Raw genomic sequence first — 12,594 nt, 5'->3', positions numbered from 1 at the left:
TTACCCCAGGTCGGCCATCAGCACTTTCGAACGGCGCTGATAGTTGTACATCTCTTTCTTCGTTTCCGGCAGAGAATCAATATCCACCGGCGTGAACCCGCGCTCCTGGAACCAGTGAATGCTGCGCGTCGTCAGGACGAACAGCTTGCTCAGCCCCATCTGACGCGCCTGTGCCGCCACGCGCTCAAGCAGCATTTCGCCGCGTGAAGAGCTGCGGTAATCCGGGTGCACCGCCACGCAGGCCATTTCTCCGATTTTCTCTTCCGGGAACGGATAGAGGGCGGCGCAGGCAATGGTCAGGTTATCGCGCTGGATAATGGTGAATTTGTCGATCTCCATCTCCAGCTGCTCGCGGGAGCGACGAACCAGAATACCCTGCTGTTCCAGCGGACGGATCAGCTCCAGAATGCCGCCGATATCGTTGATGGTCGCGCGGCGAATCTGCTCCGCACTTTCCATCACAATCTGGGTGCCAATACCGTCGCGGGAGAACAGCTCCTGCAGCAGAGCTCCGTCTTCCTGATAGCTGATCAGGTGACTACGGCGCACGCCGCTGCGGCAGGCCTTCACGGCGCCACGCAGGAAGCGGACGGTGCCGGAGTGGTAATCCCCTTCGGCTTCCAGCGCTTCAACGCGGGCCTGCGCTTCATTCGGGAAGAGTTCCGGCACAATCACCCCTTCATCGTTTACGACGCCCTGGGAGGAGCAAAACCCAATCATTTTTTCCGCCTTCAGCTTGATCGCCAACTGGGTGGCAATCTCTTCGGACGTCAGGTTAAAGCTTTCACCGGTTACGGAAACCGCCACCGGCCCCATCAGGACAATGGCACCGCTGTCGAGCTGACGGTGAATGGCCTCTTCATCAATACGACGAATGCGGCCGCTGTGGCAGTAATCTACGCCATCGTCCACGCCGAGCGGCTGGGCAATGATAAAGTTGCCGCTCACGACGTTGATATGCGCGCCCTGTAGCGGCGTGTTGTTCAGGCTCATCGACAGGCGAGCGGTGATATCCAACTGCAGCAGACCCGCCGCCTGCTTCACCAGCTCCAGGGTTTTGGCATCCGTGACGCGGGTATGTTTGTGGTAAATCGGCTCGTGGTGGTGAGCGGCCAGGTTGGCGTCGATCTGTGGGCGCGCGCCATAGACCACCACCAGGCGGATCCCGAGGCTGTGCAGCAGGCCAATGTCATTGACGATGCTGGAAAAATTTTCATGCTCAATGGCTTCGCCGCCCAGCATGATGACAAACGTTTTTCCCCGGTGGGCGTTGATATAGGGAACAGAATGGCGGAATCCCTGGACCAGTTCGGTTCTACGTTCCTTCACCATGGCACAACCCTTAATGAATGTTTATTCGTAATTTATGTATTTTTATTCGATTGTGGGCGCGTGTGCAAGTGCAAATTTTCTGCGACCTACAGAAATTAATAAGTAATCCGTGCGTTAACGTATGATTGTTTACCCTTTTATAGATGACAGTTTATGCGTCATTCGTTAAAGTTTTCGGTCAATCTGCACTTTTGTATATCAGTTTGTTTTCTTGCTCGGGAGAAGCATGTCGGGATCCAATTCAGCAATAAGCCGCCGCCGTTTGTTAAAAGGGGCCGGGGCAATGTGGTTGCTTAGCGTCAGCCAGGTCGGTCTTGCCGCCACGAGTCAGGTGGTGGCGGTGCGCGTCTGGCCGTCGTCGACCTATACGCGCGTGACGGTTGAATCCAATCGCGTGCTGAAATATAAGCAATTTGCCCTCAGCAACCCTGAACGCGTGGTGGTGGATCTCGAAGGGGTGAACCTCAACTCCGTGCTGAAAGGCATGGCGGCGCAGATCCGCGGTGACGATCCGTTTATTAAATCGGCGCGCGTCGGTCAGTTTGATCCGCAAACCGTGCGCATGGTGTTTGAGCTTAAGCAGAACGTTAAGCCGCAGCTGTTCGCCCTGGCGCCCGTCGCGACGTTTAAAGAGCGTCTGGTGATGGATCTTTACCCGGCGAATGCGACGGATATTCAGGATCCGCTTCTCGCCCTGCTGGAGGATTACAACAAAGGCGATCTTCAGCGTCAGGTGCCGCCTGCGCAAAGCGGCCCGCAGCCCGGGAAAGCAGGGCGCGATCGTCCGATTGTGATCATGCTCGATCCCGGCCACGGCGGCGAAGACTCCGGTGCGGTGGGGAAATACCATACGCGTGAAAAAGACGTGGTGCTGCAAATTGCCCGTCGTCTGAAGGCGTTAATTGATAAAGAGGGCAATATGCGCGCCTACATGACGCGCAATGAGGATGTCTTTATCCCGCTGAAGGTGAGGGTGGCGAAAGCGCAGAAGCAGCGTGCCGATCTGTTCGTCTCGATCCATGCGGATGCCTTTACCAGCCGCCAGCCGAGCGGCTCGTCGGTGTTTGCGCTCTCAACCAAGGGTGCGACCAGTACCGCGGCGCGATACCTTGCGGACACCCAGAACGCCTCGGACCTGATCGGTGGCGTGAGCAAAAGCGGCGACCGCTACGTCGACCACACCATGTTCGACATGGTGCAGTCCCTGACCATTAACGACAGCCTGAAGTTTGGTAAAGCGGTGCTGGGCAAGCTGGGGAACATCAATAAGCTGCACAAAAACAGCGTTGAGCAGGCCGGGTTTGCGGTGCTGAAGGCACCGGATATCCCGTCCATTCTGGTAGAAACCGCGTTTATCAGTAACGTTGAAGAAGAGCGTAAGCTCAAGACGGCAAAGTTCCAGCAGGAGGTGGCGGAGTCGATTCTGGCGGGGATACGGGCGTATTTCTCAGACGGGGCGACGCTGGCGCGGCGCGGGTAGGTTTTTAGCCGGGTGAAATGCCCGGCAAATTCACAAACGACAGATACAAAAAAACACCCTTAAGGGTGTTTATTGTTTTTAGAAGTGTTGGTTGCGGGGGCCGGATTTGAACCGACGACCTTCGGGTTATGAGCCCGACGAGCTACCAGGCTGCTCCACCCCGCGGCACCGTACTTCTTATCTTTTCTAAAATTTGATTGGTTGCGGGGGCCGGATTTGAACCGACGACCTTCGGGTTATGAGCCCGACGAGCTACCAGGCTGCTCCACCCCGCGTCACCGTACTGCTTATACTTCATCAAATTTTAATTGGTTGCGGGGGCCGGATTTGAACCGACGACCTTCGGGTTATGAGCCCGACGAGCTACCAGGCTGCTCCACCCCGCGTCCGTGGAAGCGCACTATACTCGGATAGGTTTGTGATGCAACCCCTTTTTCACATAAATCATTAACTTTGTATGTAAAGTGAACGGCATTGCGACATTTAGACTATTTTTTGCTCTGAATTTGCCAAAGGGCATGCGATCGCATTTCATTCGCTTTGTCGGTTTGTTATCTTCATCACGCGGAAATGGGCAACTTAAAGACGAGATATAATGAAAGGACGTTGGGCGAAGTATCTGATGGCGGGCGCAATGGTAGCGATTCTTGCGGCCTGTTCTTCCAAACCGACCGATCGCGGTCAGCAGTATAAAGACGGGAAGTTATCCCAGCCTTTCTCTTTAGTTAATCAGCCTGACGCCGTTGGCGCGCCGATCAACGCCGGTGATTTCTCCGAGCAGGTCTACCAGATCCGCAATGCGTCGCCGCGTCTGTATAGCTCACAGAACAATGTTTATAGCGCGGTACAGGACTGGCTGAAGGCGGGCGGCGATACGCGCAACATGCGCCAGTTTGGTATTGATGCCTGGCAAATGGAAGGGGCGGATAACTACGGCAACGTCCAGTTCACCGGCTATTACACGCCCGTGGTTCAGGCGCGACACACGCGCCAGGGCGAGTTCCAGTACCCTATCTACCGTATGCCGCCAAAACGCGGCCGTCTGCCGTCCCGCGCCGAAATCTACGCCGGTGCGCTGAGCGAAAACTACGTCCTGGCCTACAGCAACTCCCTGATGGATAATTTCATCATGGACGTGCAGGGCAGCGGCTACATTGATTTTGGCGACGGTTCACCGCTTAACTTCTTCAGCTATGCCGGGAAAAACGGCCATGCCTACCGCAGCATCGGTAAGGTGCTGATTGACCGCGGCGAAGTGAAAAAAGAAGATATGTCGATGCAGGCGATCCGCGAGTGGGGCGAAAAGCACAGTGAAGCCGAGGTGCGCGAGCTGCTGGAGCAGAACCCATCGTTCGTCTTCTTCAAGCCGCAAAACTTCGCCCCGGTGAAAGGGGCCAGCGCCGTGCCGCTGATTGGCCGCGCGTCGGTGGCATCGGATCGTTCTATCATTCCTGCGGGTACCACGCTGCTGGCGGAAGTCCCTCTGCTCGACAACAACGGCAAGTTCAACGGCAAATATGAGCTGCGTCTGATGGTAGCCCTGGATGTGGGCGGAGCGATTAAGGGCCAGCACTTTGATATCTATCAGGGCATTGGCCCGGATGCTGGTCACCGTGCAGGCTGGTATAACCACTACGGACGCGTATGGGTGCTGAAGGCCGCGCCGGGCACCGGAAACGTATTCAGCGGCTGATTGTGGTATTCTGAGCGCAATACGGATTACTGTTCAGGGTGAGGAAAACCTCACCCTTTTTACATCTGAGGTTTTATGTCTGTGGTAATCAGCGATGCCTGGCGCCAGCGTTTTGGCGGCACGGCACGTCTCTATGGTGAAAAAGCCCTGCAGCTGTTTGCGGATGCGCACGTCTGCGTCGTGGGCATTGGCGGTGTCGGCTCCTGGGCGGCGGAAGCGCTGGCGAGAACCGGGATTGGCGCAATCACGCTGATTGATATGGATGACGTTTGTGTGACCAACACTAACCGTCAGATCCACGCCCTGCGTGATAACGTCGGCCTGGCGAAGTCCGAGGTGATGGCGGAGCGCATTCGCCTCATTAATCCGGAGTGTCGGGTGACGGTGATCGACGACTTTGTGACGGCAGATAACGTCGCGGAGTACATGAGCAAAGGCTACAGCTATGTGATTGACGCCATCGACAGCGTGCGGCCTAAAGCGGCGCTGATCGCATACTGCCGTCGTTACAAGGTGCCGCTGGTCACGACTGGTGGCGCGGGCGGGCAAATCGATCCCACGCAGATCCAGGTTGCCGATCTGGCGAAAACAATTCAGGATCCGCTGGCTGCCAAGCTGCGTGAACGCCTGAAGAGCGACTTCAATGTGGTGAAGAACAGCAAGGGCAAGCTGGGCGTCGACTGCGTGTTCTCCACCGAAGCGCTGGTCTACCCGCAGGCGGATGGTTCAGTTTGTGCGATGAAAAGCACAGCGGAAGGGCCAAAACGCATGGACTGCGCGTCAGGCTTTGGGGCGGCCACCATGGTAACCGCCTCTTTTGGCTTTGTGGCGGTCTCTCACGCCCTGAAGAAGATGATGGCGAAGGCGGAACGTCAGGCCTGAGCCTGACGTGCGGCGTCCAGCACCGCGTCGCTGAGCGCGATCAGGCCCTGACCGCGCGAGGCGCTAAGCTGCGCGCGCAGCCCCAGTTCGTCGAACAGCGCCAGCGGCGAGTGCGTTAACAATTCCGCCGCGCTTTTCCCTTCAATGGCGGTTAACAGGACCGCCAGCAGGCCCCGGACGATGCGCCCTTCGCTGTCGCCGAAGAAATGCAGCTTCTCGCCGGAGACGCTCACGCCCAGCCAGACGCGGTTTTCACAGCCCACAATTTCTTTCGCCTGCGCTTTAAGATCGTCGGAAAGAGCTGGGAGCTGTTTACCCAGCAGGATCAGCTGACGATATTTATCTTCCCACTGCTGGAGCGGGGCGAAGGTCTGTTTTAAGGTCTCTTCAGTGATGACCGTGCCAAACGGATGTCCGGCTAAAGCAGCGCTAGTCATTAATCCACCAGTATTTCAAGGGCGCGGTCAACGGCGCTAACCAGCGCGTCGACATCGCTTTGGGTATTATAGGGCGCAAACGAGGCGCGCAGCGTACCGCTGACGCCGAGCGCCGCCAGCAGCGGCTGGGCGCAGTGCTGTCCTGCGCGCAGGGCAATGCCGTACCCGGCCAGCAGCGTCACCATATCGCTATGATGCACGCCAGCAAAATCAAAGGCGAGCAGGCTGGAATCCTGAACGCGGAACGAGCGGAAACCCGGGCGTTTTTTCAGTTCTTCCTCAGCCAGCGTCGCCAGTCCTCGGCTCCAGCTTTCCGCCTGAACCGCGTCCGTTTCCGCCAGCCATTCAAGTGCGGCGCTGAGGCCGATGACCCCGGCCACGTTCGGCGTGCCCGCTTCCAGACGGTAAGGCACCTCCTGCGTTTTAAAACCGTCGAAGGTCACTTCGGTAATCATTTTGCCGCCGCCGAGCCACGGCGTCATTTTTGCCAGCAGTTCTGGCTTACCGTACAGCGCGCCAATCCCGGTTGGCCCGTAGAGTTTGTGTCCGGAGAAGGCGTAGAAGTCGATATCCAGCGCCTGCACATCAGCGGGGAAATGAACCACGCCCTGAGCACCGTCGACCATCACCACCACGCCGCTGGCATGGGCAATCTCAATGGCGCGAGCCAGATCCGGACAGCCGCCGGTGACGTTGGACATCTGCCCCAGCGCCAGAATACGGCTGCGGGGGGTAATCAGCTCAGGGAGACGGGCCACGTCAGGCAGAAAGTCTGCACTCAACGGGAGCTTAATAACGCGCGCGCCCGTTTGCTCAGCCACCATCAGCCACGGCACCAGGTTAGCGTGGTGCTCTGCTTCGCTGACAATGATCTCGTCCCCTGGCTGCAGCAGCGGGCGGGCATAACTCTGGGCCACCATATTGATGGCTTCGGTCGTGCCGCGCGTCCAGACGATATTTTTCCCGCTTTCGGCATTGATCAAGCGTGCAACCTGATCGCGTGCGGCTTCATAGCGCGCGGTCAGGCGCTGCGCTTCGGCAAACTGGCTGCGATGTACGTTGCCGGCGCTCAGGCTGTAGAACTGCTGCGTGGCCTCGATCACCGCCTGGGGCTTCAGGGCCGTGGCGGCGCTATCAAGATAAATACCGGCATCGGCCAGCGCCGGAAACTGTGCGCGAAACTGCGCAGGACTGAAAGCGTTCATGGAATTCCTCGTGTCGATAGAGAGATCGTCGCGCAATTTCTGCGGCAGGGCAAGGAGGTTGATATCTATCAGATTTGTCTGCTTATCCTGGCGACCTCGAAAAAGCAGGTTATGCTAAATAGTGTTAGGCGGATGTTTTAGCCTGTTATAAATCGAGGTTTGAATAGCATTAATTGCTAAAGGAGAATAATCATGAATAAGACAGCTGCAATCATTTCTGCCTGTGCGTTTACTTTTGCCCTGAGCGCCTGTTCTGGTAACAACTACGTGATGCACACAAACGATGGTCGTTCTATCGTTTCGGAAGGGAAACCGACTACCGATAACGATACCGGGATGATTTCGTACAAAGATGCTAACGGGAACAAGCAGCAGATCAACCGCACGGACGTGAAAGAGATGAAAGAGATCGAGCATTAACCGATCGCAGGCGAAAAAAAAGCACCGCAAATTGGCGGTGCTACATTAATCACTATGGACAGACAGGGTAAATGTACAGGAAGTGAAAAATTGGTAGCGTTGCTACCGTGGTCTGAATCGCAGACCAATTGCAAACACAACAACACAACATCACAACCGTAAGCCAAAAGCCCTTCAGAACACGCATTCCGAAAAAAGCTCTTCGTTCCGGCTCAGGAAGTGCCGCCACTATAGGTATTTGCTGGTAGTTCCTCAACGGACAAATTATAATGGCTCAGATAAAAAAAACTAATAGGTTAAACGTTGTTTCCTGTTTGTTAAATTCCGTTAACATCTAAGCCAGATAACCATGTCAAAGCGATTGCCACCCCTTAATGCATTACGCGTTTTTGATGCAGCAGCACGTCACCTGAGCTTCACCCGTGCGGCAGATGAGCTTTTTGTGACACAGGCCGCAGTAAGTCACCAAATCAAGTCCCTGGAGGATTTCCTGGGCCTTAAGCTGTTCCGCCGACGCAATCGTTCCTTGCTGCTGACCGAAGAGGGGCAGAGCTATTTTCAGGATATTAAAGAGATTTTTTCCCAGCTCACGGAAGCCACGCGTAAGCTGCAGGCACGCAGTGCAAAAGGTGCCCTGACTGTTAGTTTATTGCCCAGTTTTGCCATTCAGTGGCTGGTGCCTAGACTCTCAAGCTTTAACTCAGCTTATCCGGGGATCGACGTTCGAATCCAGGCGGTGGATCGTCAGGAAGACAAGCTGGCCGATGATGTGGATGTCGCCATTTTTTATGGTCGCGGCAACTGGCCGGGCTTGCGTGTCGAGAAATTATACGCAGAATATCTGCTGCCGGTCTGTTCGCCTCTGCTTTTAACAGGCGACAAGGCGCTGAAAACACCCGCTGACCTGGCGCAGCATACGCTTTTACATGATGCCTCTCGCCGCGACTGGCAAACTTATACCCGTCAATTAGGTCTTAGTCATATAAACGTGCAGCAGGGCCCCATTTTTAGCCATAGTGCGATGGTGCTACAGGCTGCCATTCACGGACAGGGCGTGGCATTGGCGAACAACGTGATGGCGCAGTCCGAAATTGAGGCAGGCCGTCTGGTTTGCCCTTTTAATGATGTACTGGTCAGCAAGAATGCATTTTATCTGGTTTGTCATGACAGTCAGGCAGAACTGGGTAAAATAGCCGCCTTCCGGCAGTGGATACTGGCGAAAGCGGCAAGCGAGCAAGAAAAATTCCGCTTCAGGTATGAACAATAACGTTTGTGTGCCGGGCACGCATTAATTCAGGACTTAAACATGACCAGCCGATTCATGCTGATTTTTGCCGCGGTGAGTGGCTTTATTTTTGTTGCACTGGGCGCCTTTGGCGCGCACGTATTGAGCAAGTCTTTGGGCGCCGTCGAGATGGGCTGGATCCAGACCGGCCTTGAATACCAGGCGTTTCATACGCTGGCTATTTTTGGGCTGGCGGTAGCGATGCAGCGCCGGATAAGCATCTGGTTTTACTGGAGTAGCGTATTTATGGCGCTGGGTACCGTGCTGTTTAGCGGCAGCCTTTACTGTCTGGCCCTCTCGCATTTGCGCCTGTGGGCGTTTGTTACACCTGTCGGCGGCGTGAGCTTCCTGGCGGGTTGGGTATTAATGTTTATCGGAGCTATCCGTCTGAAACGCAAGGGCGTTGTTCATGAATAAGGTTGTTTTATATTGTCGCCCGGGGTTTGAGAAAGAGTGCGCCGCGGAAATTACCGATAAAGCGGCGAAGCGCGAAGTCTTCGGCTTTGCTCGCGTAAAAGAAAATGCGGGCTATGTGGTATTCGAGTGTTATCAGCCTGAAGACGCCGACAAGCTGGCGCGCGAGCTGCCGTTCAGCTCGCTGATTTTCGCCCGCCAGATGTTCGTCGCGGGTGAGTTGCTGAAAGATCTTCCGCCGGAAGATCGCATCACGCCGATTGTGGGCATGCTGCAGGGCGTGGTGGAGAAGGGCGGCGACCTGCGCGTTGAGGTTGCCGATACCAACGAAAGCAAAGAGCTGATGAAGTTTTGCCGTAAGTTCACCGTGCCGCTGCGCGCAGCGCTGCGTGACGCGGGCATACTGACAAACTACGAAACGCCGAAGCGTCCGGTGGTGCATATCTTCTTTATCGCTCCGGGCTGCTGCTATGCGGGCTATTCGTACACCAATAACAATTCGCCATTCTTTATGGGCATCCCGCGCCTGAAGTTCCCGGCAGATGCGCCGAGCCGTTCAACCCTGAAGCTGGAAGAGGCGTTTCACGTCTTTATCCCGGCAGATGAGTGGGACGAGCGTCTGGCTAACGGCATGTATGCCGTCGACCTTGGCGCGTGCCCGGGTGGCTGGACCTATCAGCTGGTGAAACGCAACATGTGGGTGTCGTCTGTGGATAACGGCCCAATGGCGCAAAGCCTGATGGACACCGGACAGGTCACCTGGCTGCGAGAAGACGGTTTCCGCTATCACCCAACCCGCAACAACATCTCGTGGATGGTGTGCGACATGGTGGAGAAGCCGGCGAAAGTGGCCGCGCTGATGGCCTCCTGGCTGGTGAACGGCTGGTGCCGTGAGACCATTTTCAACCTCAAGCTGCCGATGAAAAAGCGCTACGAGGAGGTATCCCAGAACCTGGCCTATATTCAGGCACAGCTGGATGAGCACGGTATTAACGTGGAGATCCAGGCGCGTCAGTTGTACCACGACCGCGAAGAGGTGACGGTACACATCCGTCGCTGGTGGGCGGCTGTAGGCGGACGTCGCGACGAGCGATAGTGCGTGCTTTGTTTTGCCCGGTGGCGCTGCGCTTACCGGGCCTACAAAACGGTGTTGACGTTTTAACGTTCTAACCGCAACTGCTGTAAATTCCCGTCCAGCTGTAAATCTGTCTGTAGCGTCGCCACCTCGCGGCAGATAAACGCCATCTCTTTATGCGCCTCCAGCTTCTTGCGCCACTTTTCTGGCACCTCATCCAGACGGGCGTAAATCCCTTCCAGACTCTGAAAATCGGTCAGCAACTGGGCGGCGCTCTTTGGTCCAATACCGGCGACACCTGGAACCTTAGAGCTGCTGATGCCTGCCAGACCCCAATAATCCGGCAGTTGCTCAGGCAAGACGCCGAACTCGCTGGCAATAAACGGCGCGTCCAGCCAGCGTTTTTGAAAATAGTCGCGAATGCGGATAGTTGGGGAGAGCAGCTGGCAGTAGCCTTTGTCAGTTGAAACGATAGTGGCCTGATGCCCGGCACTTGCCACTTTTACGGCCAGGGTGGCCGCGAGATCGTCGGCTTCATTGCCCTGTGCACCCCAGCAGGGGACGCCACGCTGCTCAAAGGCGGCACGCAGGGCGGGCATTTCGGCATGCAGATCGTCCGGCATCGGTGCGCGTCCGGCTTTGTAGTCGGGCAGGCGCTGATGTCGCCAGCCGCTGTTGCGCGCTTCGTCATCAAACACGGCCACGACGTGCGTCGGCTCGCTGTGGCGAATAAGCTGCTCCAGCGCGTGCAGGCAGGTGTCCTTGCAGGGCGTGCCTTGTACCGCATGGATTCGGCGAATCAGATTGAGCGCGTCGACGATAAGCAAATGAACAGCCACAGATATTCTCCCTTAAATCTAATGGGTAAAGGGTATCACTGTCGGCAGGATGAAACGAATAGCGTGAGGGAAAACAGGAAGAAGCCTCGCAAAACGAGGCTTCCTGAGAGGCTTAATCGCAGGTTACGATCTTCATCGCCAGGCCGCCGCGAGAGGTTTCGCGGTATTTGGCGTTCATATCTTTACCGGTTTCGTACATGGTTTCGATAACTTTATCGAGACAGACGCGCGGCTCACTGGTGCGGCGCAGCGCCATACGCGCCGCGTTCACCGCCTTGACGGAGGCGATGGCGTTACGCTCGATGCACGGCACCTGTACCTGTCCGGCAACCGGATCGCAGGTTAGCCCCAGGTTATGTTCCATGCCGATTTCCGCAGCGATGCAGACCTGCGCCGGGCTTGCGCCCAACAGTTCCGCCAGGCCCGCCGCCGCCATGGAACATGCCACGCCGACTTCGCCCTGACAGCCTACTTCCGCACCGGAAATGGAGGCGTTCATCTTGTACAGAGAACCAATCGCGCTGGCGACCAGCAGGTAGCGCGCCAGGGAGTTAGCGTTCACTTCACGGATAAACTTGTCGTAGTACGCCAGCACGGCCGGAACGATACCGCAGGCACCGTTGGTTGGTGCCGTGACGACGCGGCCCCCTGCGGCGTTCTCTTCGTTCACCGCCAGGGCGAACATGTTGATCCAGTCGACGACGGCCATCGGGTCCGTTGTCGTTTTGTCGGTGCTCACCAGCATACGACGCAGCGCCGCCGCACGACGCGGTACGCGAAGCTTGCCCGGCAGAACGCCTTCGGTGGTGATCCCGCGCTCAATGCCGCCGCGCATCACTTCCCAGACGCTAGCGAAGTGCTGTTCCAGCTCCTCTTTGCTGTGAAGGGCCAGCTCGTTTTTCATCATCAGGCCGGAGAGGGAAAGCCCCGTCTCCTGGCAGTGGCGCTGGAGATCTGCCGCGGTTTTGTACGGATACGGCACCTCAACAGAAGAGGTGGTGGTTTGACCAAAGTGGTCTTCGTCGACGATAAAGCCGCCGCCGATGGAGTAATACGTCTGGCTGTAAACCGCTTTGTCGCCGGCCAGCGCGGTAATGCGCATGCCGTTTTCGTGCAGCGACAGGTTGTCCGCATGGAAATTCATGCAGTGGTCAACCGGGAATTCAACCTCATGCTCACCGTTTGCCAGCAGCAAACGACCGTGGGTGTTCACGTCCTGGATGAAGCCAGGGATCGCGTCAATATCAACGGTATCCGGCAGATTTCCCGCCAGGCCCATGATAATGGCGATATCGGTATGGTGGCCTTTCCCGGTCAGGGAAAGCGAGCCGTACACATCGACAACCACGCGGGTGATGTCGTGCAGAATGCCGCGTGCAATCAAGTCATCCGTGAACTGCTTACCGGCTTTCATTGGTCCGACGGTGTGAGAGCTGGAAGGACCAATACCGATTTTGAAAATATCGAATACGCTAATCATGATGCGTCCATTGCTTTCAGTCAGAGGGGGAGGAGTGCGCCGCCCGAAGGCG

At 56.4% G+C, this 12,594-nt stretch carries 12 protein-coding genes and 3 tRNA genes; 7 read left to right on the top strand and 8 right to left on the bottom strand.

The window, feature by feature from the left end; genetic code table 11:
- On the bottom strand, nucleotides 1-1,332 hold the full coding sequence (argA, locus tag AC2FAJ_RS17545) for an amino-acid N-acetyltransferase (RefSeq protein WP_014885072.1): 1,332 nt from the start codon (nucleotides 1,330-1,332) through the stop codon (nucleotides 1-3).
- A gap of 226 nt (nucleotides 1,333-1,558) precedes the next feature.
- Between argA and amiC the strand changes: the two genes are divergently transcribed.
- Nucleotides 1,559-2,812, top strand: a complete 1,254-nt coding sequence (gene amiC / locus AC2FAJ_RS17540) for an N-acetylmuramoyl-L-alanine amidase AmiC (protein WP_014885071.1) — start codon at nucleotides 1,559-1,561, stop codon at nucleotides 2,810-2,812.
- Between the two features lie 88 nt (nucleotides 2,813-2,900).
- On the opposite strand, the gene AC2FAJ_RS17535 is transcribed toward amiC, so the two are convergent.
- From AC2FAJ_RS17535 to AC2FAJ_RS17525, 3 genes are all read right to left on the bottom strand, one after another.
- Nucleotides 2,901-2,977: transfer RNA gene (locus tag AC2FAJ_RS17535), tRNA-Met, on the bottom strand.
- Between the two features lie 33 nt (nucleotides 2,978-3,010).
- Nucleotides 3,011-3,087 (bottom strand) — tRNA-Met (locus tag AC2FAJ_RS17530).
- 34 nt (nucleotides 3,088-3,121) lie between these two features.
- Nucleotides 3,122-3,198, bottom strand: a tRNA-Met gene (locus AC2FAJ_RS17525).
- Nucleotides 3,199-3,407: 209 nt separating this feature from the next.
- On the opposite strand from AC2FAJ_RS17525, the gene mltA reads away from it, so the two are divergent.
- Together mltA and tcdA are read left to right on the top strand one after the other, a co-directional pair.
- Complete coding sequence (gene mltA / locus AC2FAJ_RS17520) at nucleotides 3,408-4,505, top strand: murein transglycosylase A (protein WP_028014275.1); 1,098 nt, start codon at nucleotides 3,408-3,410, stop codon at nucleotides 4,503-4,505.
- A 75-nt stretch (nucleotides 4,506-4,580) separates the two neighbouring features.
- Nucleotides 4,581-5,387, top strand: a complete 807-nt coding sequence (gene tcdA, locus AC2FAJ_RS17515; protein ID WP_006811804.1) for a tRNA cyclic N6-threonylcarbamoyladenosine(37) synthase TcdA — start codon at nucleotides 4,581-4,583, stop codon at nucleotides 5,385-5,387.
- Here tcdA and csdE read toward each other — a convergent pair.
- Both csdE and csdA read right to left on the bottom strand, forming a co-directional pair.
- Complete coding sequence (gene csdE / locus AC2FAJ_RS17510) at nucleotides 5,378-5,824, bottom strand: cysteine desulfurase sulfur acceptor subunit CsdE (protein ID WP_041908394.1); 447 nt, start codon at nucleotides 5,822-5,824, stop codon at nucleotides 5,378-5,380. The genes tcdA and csdE overlap by 10 nt on opposite strands.
- Complete coding sequence (csdA, locus tag AC2FAJ_RS17505) at nucleotides 5,824-7,029, bottom strand: cysteine desulfurase CsdA (protein WP_045629957.1); 1,206 nt, start codon at nucleotides 7,027-7,029, stop codon at nucleotides 5,824-5,826. The genes csdE and csdA overlap by 1 nt, the downstream gene beginning before the upstream one ends.
- 192 nt (nucleotides 7,030-7,221) lie before the next feature.
- On the opposite strand from csdA, the gene AC2FAJ_RS17500 reads away from it, so the two are divergent.
- The 4 genes from AC2FAJ_RS17500 (at nucleotide 7,222) to rlmM (ending at nucleotide 10,244) form a co-directional block, all read left to right on the top strand.
- Nucleotides 7,222-7,449, top strand: coding sequence for a YgdI/YgdR family lipoprotein (locus AC2FAJ_RS17500; protein ID WP_008499648.1), 228 nt, complete (start codon nucleotides 7,222-7,224; stop codon nucleotides 7,447-7,449).
- A gap of 349 nt (nucleotides 7,450-7,798) precedes the next feature.
- Nucleotides 7,799-8,716 (top strand): glycine cleavage system transcriptional regulator GcvA, encoded by a 918-nt coding sequence (gene gcvA, locus AC2FAJ_RS17495; protein ID WP_014885066.1) that lies wholly within the window; start codon nucleotides 7,799-7,801, stop codon nucleotides 8,714-8,716.
- A 39-nt stretch (nucleotides 8,717-8,755) separates the two neighbouring features.
- Nucleotides 8,756-9,151 (top strand): DUF423 domain-containing protein, encoded by a 396-nt coding sequence (locus AC2FAJ_RS17490; protein ID WP_028014272.1) that lies wholly within the window; start codon nucleotides 8,756-8,758, stop codon nucleotides 9,149-9,151.
- Nucleotides 9,144-10,244 (top strand): 23S rRNA (cytidine(2498)-2'-O)-methyltransferase RlmM, encoded by a 1,101-nt coding sequence (rlmM, locus tag AC2FAJ_RS17485; RefSeq protein ID WP_248113155.1) that lies wholly within the window; start codon nucleotides 9,144-9,146, stop codon nucleotides 10,242-10,244. The genes AC2FAJ_RS17490 and rlmM overlap by 8 nt, the downstream gene beginning before the upstream one ends.
- Nucleotides 10,245-10,306: 62 nt before the next feature.
- On the opposite strand, the gene xni is transcribed toward rlmM, so the two are convergent.
- Entirely contained in the window at nucleotides 10,307-11,062 is a 756-nt protein-coding gene (xni, locus tag AC2FAJ_RS17480) for a flap endonuclease Xni (RefSeq protein ID WP_028014270.1), read from the bottom strand.
- Between the two features lie 112 nt (nucleotides 11,063-11,174).
- Nucleotides 11,175-12,542, bottom strand: coding sequence for an L-serine ammonia-lyase II (sdaB, locus tag AC2FAJ_RS17475; protein WP_028014269.1), 1,368 nt, complete (start codon nucleotides 12,540-12,542; stop codon nucleotides 11,175-11,177).
- Nucleotides 12,543-12,594 lie beyond the last annotated feature (52 nt).

The sequence above is a fragment of the Enterobacter cloacae complex sp. 385G4 genome (assembly GCF_057320665.1).
The sequence above is the reverse complement of the archived record's forward strand: the minus strand, read 5'-3'. Positions and strand labels throughout refer to the sequence as shown.

Coding starts and splice junctions, on each gene's coding strand:
- argA (WP_014885072.1), bottom strand. CDS start 1,332: ATGGTGAAGGAACGTAGAACCGAACTGGTCCAGGGATTCCGCCATTCT.
- sdaB (WP_028014269.1), bottom strand. CDS start 12,542: ATGATTAGCGTATTCGATATTTTCAAAATCGGTATTGGTCCTTCCAGC.
- mltA (WP_028014275.1), top strand. CDS start 3,408: ATGAAAGGACGTTGGGCGAAGTATCTGATGGCGGGCGCAATGGTAGCG.
- amiC (WP_014885071.1), top strand. CDS start 1,559: ATGTCGGGATCCAATTCAGCAATAAGCCGCCGCCGTTTGTTAAAAGGG.
- gcvA (WP_014885066.1), top strand. CDS start 7,799: ATGTCAAAGCGATTGCCACCCCTTAATGCATTACGCGTTTTTGATGCA.
- rlmM (WP_248113155.1), top strand. CDS start 9,144: ATGAATAAGGTTGTTTTATATTGTCGCCCGGGGTTTGAGAAAGAGTGC.
- AC2FAJ_RS17500 (WP_008499648.1), top strand. CDS start 7,222: ATGAATAAGACAGCTGCAATCATTTCTGCCTGTGCGTTTACTTTTGCC.
- AC2FAJ_RS17490 (WP_028014272.1), top strand. CDS start 8,756: ATGACCAGCCGATTCATGCTGATTTTTGCCGCGGTGAGTGGCTTTATT.
- csdA (WP_045629957.1), bottom strand. CDS start 7,029: ATGAACGCTTTCAGTCCTGCGCAGTTTCGCGCACAGTTTCCGGCGCTG.
- csdE (WP_041908394.1), bottom strand. CDS start 5,824: ATGACTAGCGCTGCTTTAGCCGGACATCCGTTTGGCACGGTCATCACT.
- tcdA (WP_006811804.1), top strand. CDS start 4,581: ATGTCTGTGGTAATCAGCGATGCCTGGCGCCAGCGTTTTGGCGGCACG.